General features: G+C 57.6%; 17 protein-coding genes. 8 read left to right on the top strand and 9 right to left on the bottom strand.

Going from position 1 to position 19,330, the window contains the following annotated elements:
* Positions 1-27: 27 nt before the first annotated feature.
* The 4 genes from hisD (B3511_RS18380) to B3511_RS18365 all read right to left on the bottom strand — a co-directional run bounded on the left by hisD (B3511_RS18380) (position 28) and on the right by B3511_RS18365 (position 4,651).
* Complete coding sequence (gene hisD, locus B3511_RS18380; protein ID WP_286787201.1) at positions 28-1,338, bottom strand: histidinol dehydrogenase; 1,311 nt, start codon at positions 1,336-1,338, stop codon at positions 28-30.
* On the bottom strand, positions 1,338-2,480 hold the full coding sequence (locus tag B3511_RS18375) for an ester cyclase (RefSeq protein WP_286787199.1): 1,143 nt from the start codon (positions 2,478-2,480) through the stop codon (positions 1,338-1,340). The genes hisD (B3511_RS18380) and B3511_RS18375 overlap by 1 nt, the downstream gene beginning before the upstream one ends.
* A 129-nt stretch (positions 2,481-2,609) precedes the next feature.
* The gene (locus tag B3511_RS18370) at positions 2,610-3,584 is read right to left on the bottom strand and encodes a nuclear transport factor 2 family protein (protein WP_286787198.1); all 975 of its coding nucleotides are present in this window, start codon (positions 3,582-3,584) and stop codon (positions 2,610-2,612) included.
* The gene (locus B3511_RS18365; RefSeq protein WP_286787197.1) at positions 3,581-4,651 is read right to left on the bottom strand and encodes a LacI family DNA-binding transcriptional regulator; all 1,071 of its coding nucleotides are present in this window, start codon (positions 4,649-4,651) and stop codon (positions 3,581-3,583) included. The genes B3511_RS18370 and B3511_RS18365 overlap by 4 nt, the downstream gene beginning before the upstream one ends.
* Before the next feature lie 303 nt (positions 4,652-4,954).
* Between B3511_RS18365 and B3511_RS18360 the strand changes: the two genes are divergently transcribed.
* The 6 genes from B3511_RS18360 (at position 4,955) to B3511_RS18335 (ending at position 11,044) form a co-directional block, all read left to right on the top strand.
* Positions 4,955-6,193, top strand: coding sequence for an MFS transporter (locus tag B3511_RS18360; RefSeq protein ID WP_286787196.1), 1,239 nt, complete (start codon positions 4,955-4,957; stop codon positions 6,191-6,193).
* 71 nt (positions 6,194-6,264) lie between these two features.
* A complete protein-coding gene (gene hisD / locus B3511_RS18355) occupies positions 6,265-7,587 on the top strand; it encodes a histidinol dehydrogenase (RefSeq protein WP_286787194.1) in 1,323 nt (440 codons plus the stop codon).
* Between the two features lie 2 nt (positions 7,588-7,589).
* Positions 7,590-8,354 (top strand): SDR family NAD(P)-dependent oxidoreductase, encoded by a 765-nt coding sequence (locus B3511_RS18350; RefSeq protein WP_286787192.1) that lies wholly within the window; start codon positions 7,590-7,592, stop codon positions 8,352-8,354.
* Positions 8,351-9,082 carry an alpha/beta fold hydrolase gene (locus B3511_RS18345; protein ID WP_286787191.1) on the top strand — a complete coding sequence of 244 codons (732 nt, stop codon included), beginning with the start codon at positions 8,351-8,353 and terminating at the stop codon, positions 9,080-9,082. Before B3511_RS18350 ends, B3511_RS18345 begins: the two co-directional genes overlap by 4 nt.
* Positions 9,069-9,860 carry an HpcH/HpaI aldolase family protein gene (locus B3511_RS18340; RefSeq protein ID WP_286787190.1) on the top strand — a complete coding sequence of 264 codons (792 nt, stop codon included), beginning with the start codon at positions 9,069-9,071 and terminating at the stop codon, positions 9,858-9,860. Before B3511_RS18345 ends, B3511_RS18340 begins: the two co-directional genes overlap by 14 nt.
* A gap of 11 nt (positions 9,861-9,871) precedes the next feature.
* Positions 9,872-11,044 carry a cupin gene (locus tag B3511_RS18335; protein ID WP_286787189.1) on the top strand — a complete coding sequence of 391 codons (1,173 nt, stop codon included), beginning with the start codon at positions 9,872-9,874 and terminating at the stop codon, positions 11,042-11,044.
* Positions 11,045-11,081: 37 nt separating this feature from the next.
* Here B3511_RS18335 and B3511_RS18330 read toward each other — a convergent pair whose 3' ends face one another.
* The 5 genes from B3511_RS18330 to B3511_RS18310 form a co-directional block, all read right to left on the bottom strand.
* Positions 11,082-12,401, bottom strand: a complete 1,320-nt coding sequence (locus tag B3511_RS18330) for an NAD(P)/FAD-dependent oxidoreductase (RefSeq protein WP_233800838.1) — start codon at positions 12,399-12,401, stop codon at positions 11,082-11,084.
* Between the two features lie 272 nt (positions 12,402-12,673).
* Positions 12,674-13,372, bottom strand: coding sequence for a GntR family transcriptional regulator (locus B3511_RS18325; protein WP_286787188.1), 699 nt, complete (start codon positions 13,370-13,372; stop codon positions 12,674-12,676).
* Positions 13,373-13,494: 122 nt separating this feature from the next.
* Positions 13,495-13,800, bottom strand: coding sequence for a hypothetical protein (locus tag B3511_RS18320; RefSeq protein WP_233800836.1), 306 nt, complete (start codon positions 13,798-13,800; stop codon positions 13,495-13,497).
* 71 nt (positions 13,801-13,871) lie between these two features.
* Positions 13,872-15,374 carry an aldehyde dehydrogenase gene (locus tag B3511_RS18315; protein ID WP_286787187.1) on the bottom strand — a complete coding sequence of 501 codons (1,503 nt, stop codon included), beginning with the start codon at positions 15,372-15,374 and terminating at the stop codon, positions 13,872-13,874.
* 9 nt (positions 15,375-15,383) lie between these two features.
* Positions 15,384-16,286, bottom strand: coding sequence for a dihydrodipicolinate synthase family protein (locus B3511_RS18310; RefSeq protein WP_040074358.1), 903 nt, complete (start codon positions 16,284-16,286; stop codon positions 15,384-15,386).
* 392 nt (positions 16,287-16,678) lie between these two features.
* Here B3511_RS18310 and yddG point away from each other — a divergent pair, with 392 nt between their 5' ends.
* Both yddG and B3511_RS18300 read left to right on the top strand, forming a co-directional pair.
* Entirely contained in the window at positions 16,679-17,590 is a 912-nt protein-coding gene (yddG, locus tag B3511_RS18305; protein WP_046886085.1) for an aromatic amino acid DMT transporter YddG, read from the top strand.
* Between the two features lie 335 nt (positions 17,591-17,925).
* A complete protein-coding gene (locus B3511_RS18300) occupies positions 17,926-19,308 on the top strand; it encodes an MFS transporter (protein WP_040074355.1) in 1,383 nt (460 codons plus the stop codon).
* The last annotated feature ends 22 nt before the right edge of the window (positions 19,309-19,330 follow it).

Here is a 19,330-nt window from a genome sequence, read left to right as displayed (position 1 = left end):
AGGCCGCAGCCTGCCTTGTTTAACGCCTTAATCCCGCGTACCGGCGGTAATGGCGTCAATCTCCTGCGGACGCAGGCGGATCTCTGCCGCGCGGCGATGGCCCTGCATCCCCTCCGTGCGGCTCTGGCGAATTGCCGGCTCCGCAATGGCGGCAATACCCTCCTCATCAATCCACTGATGGGTGCAGATCTTCACATAGGCCCCCACCCACAATCCGCCGGTATAGCGCGCCGCGGCCATAGTTGGCAACGTGTGGTTGGTGCCACAGCATTTATCCGAGAAGACCACGCTGGCATTCTGGCCGATAAACAGCGAGCCATAATTGCGGATCTTCGCGGCAGTAGCATGCGGGTCGCGCGTATGCACCTGCAGATGTTCGGTGGCCATATAATCAGCGAAGGCGATCAGCTGCGCTTCGGTGTCGCAAACCACAATCTCCCCCTGCCGGCGCCAGGCTTCTCCCGCCGTGGCGGCGGTAGGCAGGTTCCCCAACTGGCGTTCAATCTCCACAAGCGTGCGTTCGGCGATCGCCGCGCTGGTGGTCGCCAGCCCGACGCGGGTATGAATATCATGTTCGGCCTGCGCCAGCAGGTCGGCGGCGAGGATGCGCGGATCGGCGCTGTCATCCGCCACGGTGAAGATCTCGCTCGGCCCGGCCAGCGCATCAATGCCTACTTTACCAAACACCTGGCGCTTGGCCTCATTCACATACGCGTTGCCAGGACCGACAATTTTATCCACCGCCGGAATACTGTCGGTGCCCCATGCCATCGCCGCAATCGCCTGCGCGCCACCCACCTTAAAGATGCGATGCGCCCCTGCCAGATGGCAGACGGCGATCATCGCCGGATGCGCTCCCGGCGGCAGACAGGCAATAATCTGCTCGCAGCCTGCCACGGTCGCGGGAACGATCGACATCACCGGCGCCGACAGAATCGGGTAGCGGCCGCCCGGCACGTAACAGCCCACGGTCTGCACCGGAATAATACGATGCCCGAGGTGCACCCCCGGCAGGGTTTCCACCTCCAGCGGCAACATGGTGGCGAATTGTGCCTGGGCGAAACGGCGCACCTGAGCAATGGCGAACTCACTGTCGCGGCGGGTCTGCGGATCCATCTCCGCCAGCGCCTGTGCAATCTCCTCCCCGGAAACCTCAAACTGCTCCGGCACAACCTTATCAAACTGCTGCGAGAAGTCGCGTAATGCCGCGTCACCTTCCTGCTTCACGCGTGCAATAACGCCGCTTACGGTCTCCGTCAGGGAGCGATCGGCCTGCGCATCCTGCCCTTGCGGGCGCTTGATCCAGCGAACCTGGTTGACGATCGACTGTACAGACATTATGCCTCCTCCATCTGGCCAAGCTTGATTTGTGCCAGCAGAGCCAGATGGTCGTACACCACCCACTCGTCGACGATTTTGCCGTTCTTAATGTGGTAATGGGACATGCCCATCACGAACAGACGCTCCCCGGTCGGTTTACCCAGCGCGCCATAGCCCAGGTGATGGCCCTCTAGGATCCAGCGGATCGCCACTTTCACGCCGCCCTCATCGCACGGGTTAGAACAGATATGCTGGGGCAACCAGGCGCCGTCCGGGATCATACCGATCAGCGCCAGCGTCTGGTGTGTGACGGACGCCACACCATACAGCTCTTTCATCAGTGGGCCGTGATACTGCACGTTCGGGGCATACACCTCTTTAATTTTGCCCAGCATCCGGCGGTTATAAATTTCGTGCATCCAGCGCAGGCACTGCTCTTCGGTGTCGGTATGGGCGATGGAGATATCGCACTCCATCTCTGGCGGATACTGGCCCAGCATGCGGCCATTCTCACCGATATCCACTACGCGGAAACCTTTATCAAACTGCTCCTTCGCCATATTCCAGGCGATCTCATCGGTATTCAGCCCCAGTTGCTTCATCATGGACATGTTGTCGCTCACAACCCATTCGCGGTAGATCTTATTCTCATGGATCATGCAGTCGGCGACGGTGCGGGTCACAAAGGTGCGGTTGGTCGGCTGGCCCAGATGGCTGAACTGAGTATGGCGCCCGGAGCCGGTCACCAGATGCGAGGTGTAGAAGCCGTCCACGTCATTGCCGTTCCAGATCACCTGGGTGGCCATGCCGCGGCGCTCCGGGAAAGCCACCAGTCGTTTCAGGGTGTCTTGCACCACCTCTTCACGGTTGTAAAGCGTGCCCAGCGCGTTATAAAGCACGCAGTTATGGGTGTAGTGGGTATAAATTAATCCCACGTCGCGTTCGTCCCAAATTTTATGGGTACAACGCACGATATAATCGACAATATCTGTATAGCAATCATCAAAGCCTCTCAATGATTGCACCCGCGGGCGCTTTTCGGGCACCAGATCAATAAAGTCGCGGCGCTCGACTTGTAATACCGGCTCATCGCGCTGCGTTTTACCATTATTTTTTTCGGGTACTGCTGGAGCTTTATTTGTTACTTCAGTTGAAGACATAGGACCTCCTGCGTAGATGTTCAGTGTTTTTCAGACAATAAGATTTCCGCCTCCAAATAAATGGAGGATTTGAATGCCGCAATGGTTATTGCGGCAATGTAGTTATTAAAATATCTTTATAAAAATAAATTACTGACTAACAATCTGAGACCAGATAGCTAATTCATCAATGCCGAGATATTCGCGAATAATTAAACCGTCGCGTAATTCCAGCTGGCTAATTCCGGTAATTGAAACCGGTTTTCGCGTCGGTGCGCCAAATTTACCGTAACCGTCATGCCAGGTTAATAATGACCAGCGCAGCGAAATACGTACCGGCTCGTTGGCATCTTTGCGCACAATTAAATGATGCAACTGGGTTTCGCTGTCGGCAAACGAGGCGCGGTAACCAGAGAGTAGCGCGCTAATTTCCGCCTCGCCGGTGCCCATGCAGTGGCCTGGGGCATATAACGTCGCCGCCGGGTGATACAAGCCGGGAACCGTGCCGCTGTTACCGCCCGCCCACATGGTGAGGTAACGCTCAATCACTCCGGCGATGGGCCCTTCCACATCATCCCCGTCCGGGCCGCCCGCCCAGCGCGCATCCAGTACCTCTGCCGGCGTGTTTTCCAGCCCAAGCTGCGCCCGGGCGTTGACCATACTGCAGGCGAACTCACGCACGTCCAGCCCGAGTTGGGCAACAATGGCCGCGCGGTCTTGCAACAACCACTCCTGGCGAATCGCCCCGTCGGCGCAGATGCGATCCGCCCAGGTACGCACCCACACGCTCTTACCGGTTGGCGGGCCGAAAAAGCCCTCCCCCTGATGGCGAATGGCGGCCACGGTACGCTGAGAGGTGTAGTACTCTCCGTCCGGGGCTTCGGTACAGAGAATATCTTCTGTCAGCACGCTGCGTTGCGGAAAGCTGTACATCGCCTCCAGGGTATGACGCATAAACTGCGACAGGTCGGTCAGCTGCTTTTCTGGGGTGATAAACACCACCGGCGTGGCGTAAAAATCGGCCAGTTGACCAATGTCTTTCTGCTCCCAGACAACGTGCGTCAGGGTGGTAATAAACTGTTGAATAGAATCAAACTGGGGGCTGAAGCCGGGCAATCTGCTCATTTAACCTCCTGAGGCTGAAACAGGGACACACCCTCTTTTTCGACAACGCCGCTGCGTGGACGGCGGGCAGAGTGCCGCACGACCAGTTGGCCCGGCACGGTAATTTGCTCTGGCTCAATGGTGTCACTCTCAATTTGCTTCATGAGCAGGTCCACCGCGGCTTCCACCATCTCCTGCACTGGCTGCGAAACCGAGGTTAGCGCATATGAGGGCCAGCCGGAGGGGCCGGTATCGTCATAGCCAATCACCGAGAGTTCTTCCGGTACCTGCAGGCCAAACTCATAGCGAGCAACGTCCATCACTGTGATGGCCATATGATCGTTTGCCACAAAGATGGCATCCGGTACCGGGGGGGTTGAAAAGAGACTGTAGGCCGCGCGAATGGTCTGTTTGGTGTCATAGTTGCCATTCACCACCTGCACATCATCGATGCCCTGCTCTTGCAGCGCCGTCAGGTAGCCGCGCTGGCGGGCGATGTTCACCGACGAGTCAGCCACTCCGCCCACGTAAGCGTAGCGCTGATGGTCACCCGCCAGCAGGAACTCGGCGATTTGCCGCGCCGCCGCCTCGTTATTACTGTTAACGCTCGAGGCCATGCCGCTCTCTTCGCTGCGGTTAAACAGCACCACCGGGATCCCCGCGGCAAGACACTCTTCTGAGAGATCCAGCGACAGCGTTACCGACGCCAGTACGATGCCGTCGACCCGGTACTGCATGATCTGGTCAAAAATCCGGTCCACGTTGCCATCCCTATCCCCCACAAACAGCAACAGGTGATAATTCAGGGTATCCAGCTTTTGTGCCAACGCCTCCAGTACCTGGGGATAGAACTGGTTATCGAAATAGGAGATAACCACGCCAATAATGCGCGACCGGGCGGTGTTCAGAGAGCGGGCAATCGCGTTGGGGCGATACCCCAGCTCCCGGGCCGCTTTCAGCACCTTCTCACGGGTTGCGGGGGAGATACTCGCCCCGGGCGTAAAGCTCCGTGATACCGCCGATTGTGATACGCCTGCCAGCTGCGCCACCTGTTGCGACGTGACCGCCGCAAAACTCTTACGTTTCATTACCCCGGTCCTCCTCCTGAACTCTTCTTAACGCGAATTTACCGACGTTAAAAAAGAGGGTGTTTTTTATACTTACACCATCTTTGCATGCGTATGCAACAGGCAAAATCAAAATTCTCACAATGTTAACTAGGTCACTTTACAAAATTGAAACCTTTTCGTAACTTCAATTCTTGAATACGTATTCATGACAATTCATGCCGTCAACGATACCGGGCAAACGGAGAAACAACCAGAGGGAAGGAGCCGGTAAAAGCCGTTCTTGATTGGTTTAAAACCATTACTTATCAGAGGCTCACAATCATGTTTCGAGCACTATTGCGCAGACCGGAAGCCCGGCTCTTTTTTATCATTAGCATCCTGTTTTTTATCTGTATTCACAGTATTGATGCCTTCCTGGCCCCGATGATGCTGGAACAGGGTATCGAACCGCAGGTGATGGGCATCATCATGGGCGCCAGTGGCCTGGCAACCCTGCTGATTCGCTTCCCGCTGGGGATCATCTCCGATGTGGTGAAAAGCCGTAAAATCTTCATTCAGATCAGCTTGTTGCTGCCCGTGTTTACCTGGCCGCTGGCCTGGCTTGAACCTAACGCGGTCACTCTCTATCTGGCGAAGGCAGCAGATGGCGTGACGGCGGCGACCTGGGTTCTGTATAACATCCTGTTTATTCGCTACTTTGATCGTAAAGAGGCCCCTGCCGCGGTGGCACTGCTGGCGCTGGCCGGGCCGGTGGGTGTTTTTATCGGCAACTGCATTGGCGGATTACTGACTCATTATTTTGAGAACAACATCGCCTTTTTCCTCTCCTGCGTCTCCGGGCTGCTGGCGCTGATCCTGACAACCCGCATCCAGGACGTGCACGATGCCGTACAAGCTCCGACGCTGAAGGCCTGTATCGCCGGAGCACGTAAACAGCTGAGTGACCGGTCGGTATGGCTGATAGGCATATTGGCCACCATCGTGATTCTGGTGCCGTTCGCCACGCGCGATACACTAACCCCCATCTATGCCGAACAGCTCGGTGGCCGGGCAGGTATCCTTTCCCTGCTGAGCAATATCCACCTTATCTTCTATGCCCTGGCTATCGCCCTCTGCAGCGCCGTCTTCTATAAACGTCTGGGCGTAATGAAAACGGCGGTAATCGGGATTGTGCTGCAGATCCTCTCTACGCTCGGTATTCCGTTTACCGACAACTGGTATCTTATCTACTCTCTGCAGGCACTGGCGGGATTCTCGTTTGGTATGGCCTTTGCCGCGTTTATGTCACTGAGCGTGGTCAATACCACCCCGGATGAGCAGTCAACCCGCATGGGGCTTTTCCAGACCATCTATTCCCTGGGCATGTTTATCGGCCCGGTAATAATGGGCGTGATGCTGCAACATATTAATCTGGCGTCGGGATATCTCGTTATTGCCGCCCTGTCGGTTGTTGCCGTCATTATTACGCCGCTTTCTGTGCGCTGGGTAAATAACCGCCAGCTAAAACCCGAAACTGAAATAGCGCCGAACGGACAATTCGCCTCCGCTCGCGACCAGTAAATAGCTTATTTATCTTCCATCCTGGATGCCCGGGAGGGATTTACTCATCCTCAAGTTGTAAGGAGTTTATTGTGGCCTGTCATTTAAAAGTCAGTAAACCGGTGCAGGAGCGCCAACAAGCTCAGCTGCAAATAAGAGAAACTGTGGAGTTAATTCTTGCGGATATTGAACAGCGCGGGAATAAAGCCATCCGTGAATTAGCCATTAAATTCGATAATTACGACCGTCAGGATTATCGCCTGAGCGATGCCGAAATAAATAGCTGCATGCGTCAGCTCAGCCGTCAGGATATTGCCGATATCGAATTTGCCCAGCAGCAGGTCTTTAATTTTGCGCGTCAGCAAAAAGCCTGCCTGTTGGATCTGGAAGTGGAAACCCGTCCCGGCGTGATCCTCGGCCATAAAAATATCCCGATTAACGCCGTCGGCTGCTACGTGCCGGGCGGTAAATATCCGCTGCTGGCCTCGGCGCATATGTCGATCATCACCGCCAACGTGGCGGGCTGCTCACGCATTATCAGCTGTGCGCCGCCGTTTAACGGCCAGCCCGCTCCCGCCATTGTCGCCGCGCAAAAAATGGCGGGGGCAACGGAAATCTATGCCCTGGGCGGCATTCAGGCGATCGGCGCCATGGCGCTGGGTACCGACACCCTCGCCCCGGTGGATATGCTGGTGGGGCCAGGCAATGCTTTCGTTGCCGAAGCCAAGCGCCAGCTCTTTGGCCGGGTGGGGATCGACCTCTTCGCCGGCCCAACCGAGACGCTGGTGATTGCCGATGAGAGCGTCGATGCCGAAATCTGCGCCACCGACCTGCTCGGCCAGGCGGAGCACGGCGTCACCACGCCCGCCATTCTGCTCACCAATTCGGAGAAACTGGCCAGAGAGACAATGGCGGAAGTCGAACGCCTGCTGGCGAAACTCCCTACTGCCGATATCGCCCGCCGCGCCTGGGAAGATTATGGCGAGGTGATCGTCTGCGACGGCTACGAAGAGATGCTGCAAGAGGCCGATCGCATCGCCTCGGAGCACGTACAGGTGATGACCGATCGCGACGACTGGTTCCTGGCCAGAATGACCAACTACGGCGCGCTGTTCCTCGGCCCGCGCACCAACGTCGCCTACGGCGATAAGGTCATCGGAACCAACCATACCCTGCCAACGCAGAAAGCCGCGCGTTACACCGGCGGTCTGTGGGTGGGCAAATTTATGAAAACCTGCACCTGGCAGAAGGTGCTGAGCGACGAGGCCACCGCCGAAATCGGCAGCTACTGCTCGCGCCTGTCACTGCTGGAAGGCTTTGCCGGACACGCGGAACAGGCCAACGTCCGCGTGCGTCGTTATGGCAATACCGATGTGCCTTACGCCACCCCGGCCCCGGTCAGAGAGAAGGCATAGCCATGACGCTTCCCCATACGCCTTCGTTCGCTCTCCACGGCAAGCGGGCGCTGGTCACCGGCGGATCGAAAGGACTGGGCTTCGCCTGTGCGGTCGCGCTGGCCGCCGCGGGGGCTGAAGTGTGGATCGCCGCCCGCAGCCGGGAGGCGTTACAACACGCCGTGGCGCTTGCAGCCGAAGAGCATCTGACGCTACACCCGCTGGCGCTGGATATCACCGACACCGGACGGGTGCAGGAGACACTGGCTCAACTTCCGGCGCTGGATATCCTGGTAAACAGCGCCGGGCTGGCTCGCCACCAGCCCTTTCTGGAGGTGAGCGAAGCCAACTTCGATGACGTGATGGCGCTCAACCTGCGCGCCACCTTCTTTATTAGTCAGCAGGTGGCGCGCCGGATGCAGCGCCACGGCATTGCGGGATCGATTATTCATATCTCATCGCAGATGGGCCACGTCGGTGGCCCACAGCGCAGCGTTTATTGCGCGTCAAAATTCGCCCTTGAAGGGCTGACGCGCACCATGGCGCTGGAGCTGGGAGAGGCGAGCATTCGGGTAAATACGCTCTGCCCGACCTTTATCGAAACCGAACTGTCGCGTCAGTCACTTAGCGACCCGGAATTCCATCGCTACGTGCGGGGCAATATTAAGCTGCCGCGGCTGGGCCGGGTGGAGGATGTGATGGGGCCGGTGGTGTTTCTCGCCTCCGATGCCGCAGGGATGATCACCGGTAGTGCACTGATGGTCGACGGAGGCTGGACTGCAACATGACCCCTATCGATAACAGCGACCTGCCGCTGGTGCTGATTGGCGGCACCCTGTGTAACACCCGCCTGTGGCAACCGCTGGTGGCGCAGCTCAACGTATCGGCGGTGACCTGCCTGACGTTAACCAGAGATGATTCGGCAGAGCAGGCCTCCCGCAGACTTCTCAGCTTGCTGCCGCCGCGCTTTCTGCTGGCAGGGTTTTCGCTGGGAGCCATCGTCGCGCTACAGATGGCGGCAGACGCCCCGACACGGCTCGCAGGCCTGGCGCTGCTATCGGTGAACCCGCTGGCCGATCGCCCGGAAAACGCCCCTGTACGGCGTGCCGCAGTGCAGGCCGCACGGGAGCAAGGCCACGCCCGTTGGATCGCCGACGCCCTCTGGCATAAGTACGTGGCCCGCGACAACCTCAACAACCCGGCGCTGCGCGACTTGATCTGTCAGATGGCCGACGAGACCGACAGCGCGACCTTTGCCCGACAGAGCGAGATTGCCATTAGCCGCCGCGATAACCGCCGCGCGCTCAATGCCCTTACCTGCCCGGTCGTGATTCTGGGAGGCGATGAGGATCCTGTCTGTAACCCGGAGCACCATCGCCAGGCCGCCGAAAGCGCCCCCGGCGCCACCCGATTAAGCCTTCACTCTGCGGGGCACTTCTTTGTGCTGGAAGCGGCAGAACGCGCCGCCGCCCCGCTTCGCCACTGGATTATGGAGTCCCTCAATGCGCATCAATAAACTGAAAGTCGCGGCGGCAGAGAACCGCCCGGTTATTAACGGCTGGCTGGCGATCCCCTCCAGCTACAGCGCCGAAATTATGGGTCATCAGGGCTACGACGCCGTCACCGTTGATCTGCAGCACGGGATGATCGACTTTGCCAGCGCTCTCGCCATGCTGCAGGCGCTCTCTGCCACCCCTGCCGTACCGCTGGTGCGCGTGGCCGACAGCACGCCCGCGCAAATTATGCGCGTGCTGGATGCAGGAGCCTACGGGGTGATCTTTCCAATGATCTCCACGCCAGAGCAGGCGCGGCACTTTGTTTCGGCATGCCGCTATCCGCCAGAGGGGATCCGCTCCTTTGGCCCGGCGCGTGGCCTGCTCTACGGCGGCGCAGACTATCCGCAGCACGCCAACCGCGAAATTTTGACCCTGGCGATGATCGAGACCCGCGAAGGGCTGGCCAATATCGATGCCATCCTTGATACCGACGGGCTGGACGGGGTCTTTATCGGCCCGAACGATCTCTCGCTCACCCTTACCGGGGCCGCCAGCGCCGAGTCGACCCACCCGGAGATGCTCGATGCGATTGAGCGCGTGGTGAGCCGCTGTCGGCAAAAACAGAAAATTGCCGGCATTTTTTGCACCTCTGGCGCGGCGGCGGCAAACCGCATCGCACAGGGCTTCCAGTTCGTTACGCCAGCAAATGATGTCATGCAGCTTGGCCGCGCCTCGCGTGAAGCCATTGCCCTGGCTCGCGGCCAGCAGATCCCGACTACCGGCGCGTCCGGCTATTAACAGGAGTGAATATGAAAGCAATAACCTTAACCCCAGCCCAGGCCCGCAGCCGCCTGGTGGCCCCGGAAGATATGGTCTCGTGCAACCTGGCGTTTATCGACTGTAAGCTGCCGGGCTCGCATCTGAAGCAGAACTACTCCTTTATTGGCCCCGGCGTGACCCAGTCTTCGGCCCAGGTGGTTAATATCCCCGAACCGCACGGTTTTAACATCGGCGCAGCGGCGATGCCCAAAGGGGTGACCAATAACCTGCATCTGCATTTCACCGCGGAGGTCTTTCTTATCCACGAAGGAACCTGGCGTTTTCGCTGGGGGGCCAACGGCGAGCATGAGGCAGAGTTCAGCGCCCCGGCGATCCTCACCATTCCGACCTGGATTTTCCGGGGCTTCACCAATGTGAGCCCAGAAGAGACCTCCGGTATGGTCTATACCGTGCTTGGCGGTAACAATACCGGAGGGATTATCTGGCACCCATCGATTCTGAAGGCCGCCAGCGAGTACGGCCTCTATTTAAGCAAAGACAATATGCTGATCGACGTCAACGCGGGGGATACCCTGCCCGATCAGGCCGATCTGCTCGCCCCGCTTCCCCCTGAAGAGATTGCCGCCCTGCGCGACTACTCTGTGGAAGAGATGCGCCAGCGTGCGGTCACCGGTGAGGCGCGCCGCTGGTCCTCTACGGGGCTGCTGGATAGCATTCTGCCCGGTCACGGCGGCGAGATTGCCCCGGTCATAGGTTACGGTATCTCTCAGGATAAGCACGCGGCGCCGCCCATTACCCAGCCGCACGGTTTTTCCGTCGAATGGCTGCGCCTGCAGGCAGAGCATCAGGTCGGGCGTCACCTGTGCCCGGATATCCAGGTCATCATGGTGTTCAAAGGCACGCTCGAGATCACCTGGAACCCGCAGGGCGAAGAGGTCACCATCATTGCGCCAGAGCGCTCCGTGGTTTCTGTGCCGGCCAATAGCTGGCGGCGCTATCGTGCCGTGGGGGATGATGTCGAATTTATCCTGACCACCGAGGGTGACCAACGTAAGCGTGTCTACTGGGATGAGGCGATCCTGCGTGAGGCCAAAACGCACAACCGCGGTCTTGATCCTGACGGCTACGTCAGCAAGGTGGATATTATGCCGGTAACCGCCCGTCGGGCAGGCGCCCGCATCGAGAGTGTGCCGCAAGCATAAATAAGAAAGGCCGGGGCTTAGGCACCGGCCGCTTATCCTACACCTCAAGCCCCGCTCTGAACTGCCCCCACTTCAGCACCGAGTTCACCCCAATCGACAGGAAGGGCTCCGGCGGGGTTTTATTCGGCCCCGGCGAGGCCGCCAGGAAGTCAATCAGCTCATTACGCTCGCCGGCAATCATATCGGCCAGCAGCGTGCCGGTGGCGGTGCCGCGCGTAATCCCCAGTCCGTTGCAACACAGCGCGCCATAGACATTCGGCGCCAGCTGGCCGAAGAACCCTTCATGGTTTTCCGACAGGCAGATCGCCCCGCTCCAGGAGTACTCAAAATCCACCTTATCAAGGGTCGGGAACCGGCGCTCGAACGACTTACGGTGATTGGCGATAAAGTTATTCAGATGTTGTTCACGCGGACGGCCATCCGGGTGGAAGCTAAAACTGTTCCGCACCAGGATGCGGTTATCTACCGTCCGGCGCACGGTACTGCCAAACGGATGCGCCGGGATCACGCCCCATACCGGTTTGCCGCCCAGCCCCGCCTGCTCCTCTGGCGTCAGCGGACGGGTCAGGCTGCCATAGAGAAACGTAGGCAGCAGGCGGCCACGCAGGAAGCCAAAGTGTGAGGCAAAAGCGTTGTTGGCCAGAATCAGCTTATCGGCAGTGATGCAGCCCTTATCATGTATCAGAGTCACCTTATCGCCATAGTTGATGGCGGTAATCGGGGTGTATTCATACAGCGTTACGTTCGCGGGCAGGCTATCTGCCAGCCCCTTCACCAGCGCGGATGGCTGCAGCAGCATGGTGCCAGGAATAAACAGCGCCTGCTTATAATAGGAGGTACCAATGTGGTCCGGCAGATCCTTGCCGGCGATCATCTCGGTGTCACGGCCAATCTTCTCCAGCCCACGGCGATACGCCTCCAGAATGGCAACGCCCTGCTCCCCCACTGCAGCCTGATACTTACCCGAGTCGGACATCTGGCAGTCAATGCCCTGCTCTTTCACAATCGCGCGCAGGATGTTCTGCCCCAGGGTGTTAAGTTTCAGGATCAACTTAGCGGTTTTCACATCACCAATGTAATCCTTTGCCCCGATATCGTGCGGCACGTCGATGGCAAATCCGGCGTTGCGCCCGGACGGACCATAGCCCACTTCCTGGGCCTCAATCAGCACCACTTCATCGTCAGGAAAGTTGAGCGCCAGCTGTCGGGCAGCGGCCAGGCCAGTAAGGCCTGCGCCGACAATCGCCCAGCGGGCATGTTTTTGTCCAACATGGGCAGGACGAGGGGTACGCGCCTGGCTGGTGTGATACCAGCCCGGCAGGGCGTCATCCGCCGGCAGCGAGGTGATCTTTTGCACGTTTATTACTCCGGTACGCTGGGTTCTTTTCAAATTCACCTGCCGCACGCTGCGGGGCGCTCAGGTCAGGTGATGCTGAAATAATGTTAGCCATGCTGCTAAAATGAATACGTGATGTATATCTCATGTATACATAAAGTATAAAAATAGTAACCAGGTTAAAAAAATGTTGTGCAACGCCCAGGGGAAAACCGCAGCAATAAAGCCGTGAAATAGAGAGGATGCAGAGAGACAGGCCTGCCAGCGGAGGCCGACAGGCGCAACGCGTGGGGTTAGCGCTTATCGCCTTCAGGTGGCGAAACTACATCGGCCTTCAGCCCCTGGGGGGCAATAAAGATCTCCATGTTTTCACGCGACAGCTCCCAGTGCTCGAACACCAGGTCAACCACCGCCTGCTCATCGCGCGCCTCGATGGCGGCAATAAAGGCGTCATGATGGTCTGCCGCCAGCTGCAACCGCCGCGCCATATCGTCGTTTTGCGGGCGGAAAAAGGTATGTCCGATACGACAGTGGTCAATCAGCAGCCTTCCGAGGCTCGGCTGCAGATAGGGGTTAGCCGCCATCTCGCCCATAATTTCATGAAAACGATTGTTCTCCAGCGCCAGCGCCTGAGCGTCATGGGTTTGTGCTGCCTTGCGAAACCGCTTTTGCGTCTCTTTCAGCGCTTTAAGCTGCTCCGGTTTAAAGTGTTGCACCGCCAGTCGCCCGGTCGCTGCATAGATCATCGGTGCGACAAGGAAAAAGTTACGCAGCGTCGAGTGGCTCATGGGGATGACGCGTACGCCCCGTTTTTCAACAATTTCGAGATAGCCTTCACCCGCCAGGCGCTGAAACACTTCGCGGACCGGCGTGCGGGACAAGCCGTATTGCGCCGTCAGGCTGGCTTCATCCAGCAGTTCATCCGGATCCAGCTCCATGGTTAAAATAAGACGCTTCAGATCCTCATATAGCGCTGCTTTTCCCGTCCTCATTGTCGCCTCCTGAAAAACCGGGTGAGTGGCCAGTGTCTGCGGTTAACCTACAGAAAAAGGCGGTATACAGCAAAAATAAATCACCTCTTCTCACCCCTCGAATAGCCCCAGTTTTTCAACGATTAACGATGATTTTTCAGCTCATTAGCGGTTTGCCAGATCAACTGCAACATCGGTTCAGGATCCCGATCCGGGGGATGGCGCAAGATCTCACTACGCAGCCAGGCAATTTCGCTAGTAGCGAACTGGCGAAAGCTCATCCCGTCGCTCGCATTTTTTAACCATTTCATCAGAAAGGCATTTTTCTGCCGGTTCGTCCGAATACGCCCATGCCGTCTGGAAAGACCCATCGCGACCAGAATACAGAAGTAGAAGTGGACTCGCTTTTCCAGGCCGTCAGGCATGGCGGCAAACAGATGGTTTTTCATCTCCGTCAGCTCAGGCTGAACGCGCAGGCTGCCTGCCGATAACGGCGGCGGGCAGCCCTCTCCTGTGCGTGTCAGGCATCGTCTGTGGGAACATCAATCCAGATGGTCTTAAGTTCAGTGTACTGGTCGAGCGCAAAGACCGACTTATCACGTCCGCCAAAGCCCGACTGTTTATAGCCGCCAAACGGGGTGGTGGCATCCCCTTCACCGAAGCAGTTGACGGTGACCGTGCCTGCGCGGATGGCGCGCGAAACGCGGATCGCCCGGTTGAGCTTGCCGGTATAGACCGATGCGGCCAGTCCATAGGGGGTGTCATTTGCCAGGGCGACGGCTTCAGCTTCGGTTTTAAAGGAGGTCACGCAGAGCACCGGGCCGAAAATCTCCTCGCGGAACAGCGCACTCGCCGGCGTTACGCCGTCGATAACCGTGGGCTGCACATAAACCCCCTGCTCCGTGTCCCCGCCGTGAATAATGCGCAGCCCCTCCTGGCGCGCCGTCTCCAGATAGCCGCTGACCTTACTGAAATGCTCCTCTGAAACCAGGCTGCCGAGGCGGTTCTGCGGATCGAGCGGATTGCCCATCGGCCAGTCGCCCATCTGTTTTGCCATCTCTGCCAGCAGCGCTTCCTTTATCTCGTCCTGAACCAGCAGGCGCGAGGTGGCAGAGCAGTTCTCGCCCATGTTCCAGAAAGCACCGTTGAGCACATGCCCGGCCACGCTCGCCAGATCTTCGGCATCGGCAAACACCAGCGCTGGATTTTTGCCACCACACTCCAGCACCACTTTCTTCAGATTTGACTCTGCGGCGTAGTGCAGGAAACGCCGTCCGGTGGCGGTAGAGCCGGTAAAGCTCACCATATCGATATCCGGATGCAGGCCAATCGGCTCGCCCACTGCTTTTCCGGTACCGGTCACGATATTCAGTACCCCCGCCGGAACGCCCGCCTGATGTGCCAGTTCGGCAATCCGCAGCGCGGTTAAAGAGGTCTGTTCCGCCGGTTTGACGATCACCGAGCAGCCCGCCGCCAGCGCCGGGCCAAGCTTCCAGGCCAGCATCAGCAGCGGAAAGTTCCACGGCAGAACGCAGCCCACCACGCCAATGGCTTCACGCACCACCAACGCCATCGCCCCTTCGCCCACCGGGGCGGTGTGGTCGTATAGCTTATCGATGGCTTCGGCGTGCCATCGGATGACATGAATGGTTTCCGGCACGTCCACCGTCAGGCATTCACTCACGGGCTTGCCGCTGTCGAGGCTCTCCAGCACCGCTAACTGCGTAACCTCCTGTTCCATCAGCTCTGCCAGCTTCAGCAGCACTGCTTTGCGCTCGCCCGGAGCCCGCTTGCTCCAGCTTCCGGCCTCGAAGGCAGCGCGCGCGGCGCTCACCGCCGCGTTGACATCGTCAACGTCGCAGGCGGCAATATCAGTAATGTGCTCGCCGGTCGCCGGGTTGTGGGTGGGCAGTCTCTTCCCGGCGCTGGCCGCCACGAAGCGGCCGTTTATAAAGGCGTTATTGGCCAGGGGCAACGCCCGGGCGATGGCAGTAACGTCATCCACTGTTTGCAACTGACTCATTCTGCCCCCTTATGCCGCTGTCGCCGCAGCCACGTTGCGTTTCACATCGGCAATGACGGCTTTCAGTTGAGCTTTCTCTTCTTCGTCCAGTCCCTGCAGTGGCGCACGTACCGCCCCCGAAGTCAGGCCGTTCAGTTCGCAACCGTAGCGGATCGATTGCACAAACTTTCCGCCGTCGAGGAAGTTCATCAGCGGCATCATGGCAGCCATGATCTTGCGCCCCTTGTCGAAATCTTTCTCCACCACGCAGGCTTCATACAGCGCCACGTGTTCGCGGGGGATAAAGTTGGAACCTGCACAGACCCAGCTGCGCGCGCCCCAGGCGAAAAATTCCAGCGCCTGATCGTCCCAGCCGCAGGAGAGCGCAATGTTGGGGAATTTGCAGGCCAGCAAATGCAGGTTATTGAAATCGCCTGAGCTCTCTTTAATCGCCACCACGTTCGCCGAGCGGCTCACTTCGGTGAAATAGGTCTCGCCCATGGTGATACCCATGCGGCCCGGATAGTTATAGAGCATGATGGGCAGCTGTGCGGCTTTGTCGACCGTCAGCGCATGATGGGCATTTTCCCGCTCGGTCGGCAGGGCATAGGGCGGAGAGGTCACGAGGATGGCATCGGCTTTCGCTTCGCGGGCATGTTTTGCGTAGTCCACCGCATCTTCAGTGCGGATGGCGCCGGTGCCCACGACCAGCGGCAGACGGGTACCTATCACGCTGCGCGCGTGCTCCACCAGCGCTTTACGCTCCTCCGGACTCTGGGCGTAATACTCGCCGGTAGATCCGCCAATGATAATGCCGTGTACGCGCGCCTCGATCAGCGACTCCAGCACCTCGGCAAAGCGCGCGAAATCAATGCTGCCATCGGCTGCGTAAGGAGTAATGGCCGGGGTGTAGATACCTTCAAATGTAAACACGATAACCTCCAGGGAAATTCATGACCGTAACAGTCAGCTACGCAACCGTGATGGCGTGCGTTTGTTAAAAATTTGCACAAGGGGGTAAAAAAGGTCAATGGGTGAATATTTTTTGTATACACAGAAAATACAATATAAATACGAAATTACCGTATATTTTTACACGAGCAAAAATAAATCTCTTTTAATTACAGCAATTTAAATTGTGATATCAAGCGTAGTAATTTTCTATATGATTTCCGATAACGATCACATTCCGGGATTATTGCGGATGAAGGCGTATTTACAGAGAGAGTTGAGAGGCATAATTTTAAGACTGAATTTAACCGGGATTTAACAGAAAGCGACTGCACAGCGCCTGGTTGTGACCAAATTGTAAACAGAGGTAGGGTATGCCCCAGAAGAAAGCGACACTCATCGGGTTGATAGCGATCCTGTTGTGGAGTGCGATTGTGGGATTGATTAAAAGCGTGAGCGAGGGCTTTGGCCCGGTAGGAGGCGCGGCGCTGATCTACACCTGCAGCGCGATACTGCTGATCTTTACCGTTGGGTTGCCGAAAATTCGCCAGTTCCCACCGAGCTATCTGATCCTCGGCAGCATTCTGTTTGTCTGCTACGAGCTGTGCCTGTCGTTATCGCTGGGCTTTACCCATAACGGACGGCAGGCCATCGAAGTGGGGATGGTCAATTACCTCTGGCCGAGTCTGACCATTCTGTTAACGGTGATCGTTACCCGCCAGAAAACCAGCCCGTTAATTATACCCGGGGTAATCATCGCCATCATTGGCATTGGCCGGGTGCTGGGCGGGGACCAGGGATTCTCCGTAAACGAAATGACCCGCAACGTAATGGACAATCCTCTAAGTTATGGCCTGGCATTTAGCGGCGCGGTGATTTGGGCAATATATTGCGTGGTCACGAAATTAATCGCTAAAGGCAATAATGGTATTACCCTGTTCTTTATTTTGACGGCCCTGACGTTGTGGGTGAAATTTCTCACCTCGCCTCAGCCGGACTTTATTTTATCGTGGAAAGCGTGGATAAGTTTATTGCTCGCGGCCATCGCTATGGGCTTCGGTTATGCCGCCTGGAACGTCGGCATCCTGCATGGCAACGTGACGATACTGGCCGCCGCTTCCTATTTTATTCCGATCATCTCTGCCGTGCTGGCCGCGTTTATCCTCAGTTCACAGCTGACGATGGCCTTCTGGCAGGGTACCGCCATGGTAAGTCTCGGCTCGCTTATCTGCTGGTGGTCGACGCGCACCGTCCCGGTGGCAAAGTTATCTGACGAACGTTCTTGATTTCCGTCTGCGGGGGATACGTCTCCCGCAAGACGTAAAGCGAAGTAAGACCATAATAGATATAAATAACATCTTATCCGACCATCCTGCACCGGAGGAGTACCTGTCATGAATCAGCCTCAATAACCGATAAATTCATTCATTGTTTTATTAAGATCGCTATATCTGCTCTGGATAACACTTTATCGATCTTACCTGACCTACATTTATTCCGTATTCGTTTGATTAACGGTATGAGCTTCGCTCGGTCTAAATAAATAGTCATCGCCTCTGCTATTTATTACGTCCTCTTATTACTGATTATTCAACGACGTCGGGAAAAGACAGGAGTTATCATGTCAAATATCCTTTCAGTTGAAGACGTACCGCTTAATCGTTTTCATCGGTTACTGACCGTTCGTTCCGGCGGCGGCTCCTTTGTCGATGGCTATGTGCTGAGTATTATCGGCATCGCCATGATGAAGGTCTCCCCTGCTCTCGGTCTGAGCGCCTTCTGGGAAGGGCTTATTGCCGCTTCGGCGCTGATAGGCATCTTTTTTGGCGGCTTTATTGGCGGCGCCCTGACCGACCGTCTGGGCAGACGCGTGCTCTATTTTGTGGGGCCGACCCTGTTTGTGGTCTGCTCGCTGGCACAGTATTGGGTGCAGAGCGGCGAGATGCTCTTCGCCCTGCGCTTTCTGAACGGCGTGGCGGTCGGCATTGAGTATCCGGTTGCCACCGCTTTCCTGGTCGAGTTTCTGCCGAAGAAAAACCGTGGCCCCTGTCTCGCCACCCTCACCATTCTCTGGTTTGCCGGTGCGGCGACCGCCTACCTGGCCGGGGAAGCGATCCTGCACCTGGGCGGCCCGGAGGCCTGGCGTCTGGCGCTGGCCAGCACCGCGCTGATTGGTGCCCTGCTGTTCATTGTGCGTCTGGGTACGCCGGAATCACCACGCTGGCTGATGAGTAAAGGACGCCACGCGGAAGCCGAAGCGATCATTCGTCAGGTTTACGGGCCGGACTTTAGCCTCGATAACCTGCCTGTGCAGGCCGAAAGCAAAAACCTGTCGTTCGCCAGCCTGCTGCACTCGGGTTACGGCAAACGCATGGCGTTTGTGACCATCTTCTGGACCTGCTCGGTGATCCCGGTATTTGCAGTCTATGCCTTTGCGCCAAAAGTACTGGATGCCCTGCACCTGAGCGGCGCCTGGGCCTCCTGGGGATCGGTAGCCATTACCTTGCTGTTCGTGGTGGGCTGTATCGTTGCCACCCGCCTGGTGAATATTCTGGGCCGCCGTAAGTTGCTGCTGCAAAGCTTCCTCTGGTCCGGCCTGGCGCTTCTGCTGTTAGGCCTGCTGCGTGATGGCCCCTCGCCTGTCATTCTGCTGATGTTTGGCCTGTACGCGCTCTTTATCGGGGGTGCGCAGGTACTGCAGCTGGTCTATCCAAACGAGATTTTCCCGACTGAAATTCGTGCAGGTGCGGTTGGGGTGGGAACCTCGCTGTCACGCGTTGGCGCGGCGGTGGGCACCTGGCTGGTGCCGGTTTCCCTGCAAACCCTGGGGATTGGCAACACCATGTACATTGCGGCGGCCATCACCTTCTTCGGGCTGATTGTCTCCTGGTTCCTGGCACCAGAGACCAACGCCCGGAGCCTGGAGGATGCCGCGTCGCTGGATGATGCCCCCCGGCAAAAGGTGACCCTCAACGCGCCGCTCACCCGACGTAACACACTCTAATAAAAAGGGCTGCATCGCAGCC

The organism is Leclercia sp. UBA1284 (assembly GCF_002308415.1).
Lineage (GTDB): Bacteria > Pseudomonadota > Gammaproteobacteria > Enterobacterales > Enterobacteriaceae > Enterobacter > Enterobacter pneumoniae.
Note: the sequence above shows the minus strand (reverse complement) of the source record. Positions and strands in the feature narration are given on the sequence as shown.

Bases quoted from the DNA above. Each gene is read 5' to 3' on its own strand.
- hisD (WP_286787201.1), bottom strand. From the start codon at position 1,338: ATGTCTGTACAGTCGATCGTCAACCAGGTTCGCTGGATCAAGCGCCCG.
- B3511_RS18340 (WP_286787190.1), top strand. From the start codon at position 9,069: ATGCGCATCAATAAACTGAAAGTCGCGGCGGCAGAGAACCGCCCGGTT.
- yddG (WP_046886085.1), top strand. From the start codon at position 16,679: ATGCCCCAGAAGAAAGCGACACTCATCGGGTTGATAGCGATCCTGTTG.
- B3511_RS18335 (WP_286787189.1), top strand. From the start codon at position 9,872: ATGAAAGCAATAACCTTAACCCCAGCCCAGGCCCGCAGCCGCCTGGTG.
- B3511_RS18345 (WP_286787191.1), top strand. From the start codon at position 8,351: ATGACCCCTATCGATAACAGCGACCTGCCGCTGGTGCTGATTGGCGGC.
- B3511_RS18365 (WP_286787197.1), bottom strand. From the start codon at position 4,651: ATGAAACGTAAGAGTTTTGCGGCGGTCACGTCGCAACAGGTGGCGCAG.
- B3511_RS18370 (WP_286787198.1), bottom strand. From the start codon at position 3,584: ATGAGCAGATTGCCCGGCTTCAGCCCCCAGTTTGATTCTATTCAACAG.
- B3511_RS18360 (WP_286787196.1), top strand. From the start codon at position 4,955: ATGTTTCGAGCACTATTGCGCAGACCGGAAGCCCGGCTCTTTTTTATC.
- B3511_RS18350 (WP_286787192.1), top strand. From the start codon at position 7,590: ATGACGCTTCCCCATACGCCTTCGTTCGCTCTCCACGGCAAGCGGGCG.
- B3511_RS18320 (WP_233800836.1), bottom strand. From the start codon at position 13,800: ATGAAAAACCATCTGTTTGCCGCCATGCCTGACGGCCTGGAAAAGCGA.
- B3511_RS18300 (WP_040074355.1), top strand. From the start codon at position 17,926: ATGTCAAATATCCTTTCAGTTGAAGACGTACCGCTTAATCGTTTTCAT.
- B3511_RS18315 (WP_286787187.1), bottom strand. From the start codon at position 15,374: ATGAGTCAGTTGCAAACAGTGGATGACGTTACTGCCATCGCCCGGGCG.
- B3511_RS18325 (WP_286787188.1), bottom strand. From the start codon at position 13,372: ATGAGGACGGGAAAAGCAGCGCTATATGAGGATCTGAAGCGTCTTATT.
- B3511_RS18375 (WP_286787199.1), bottom strand. From the start codon at position 2,480: ATGTCTTCAACTGAAGTAACAAATAAAGCTCCAGCAGTACCCGAAAAA.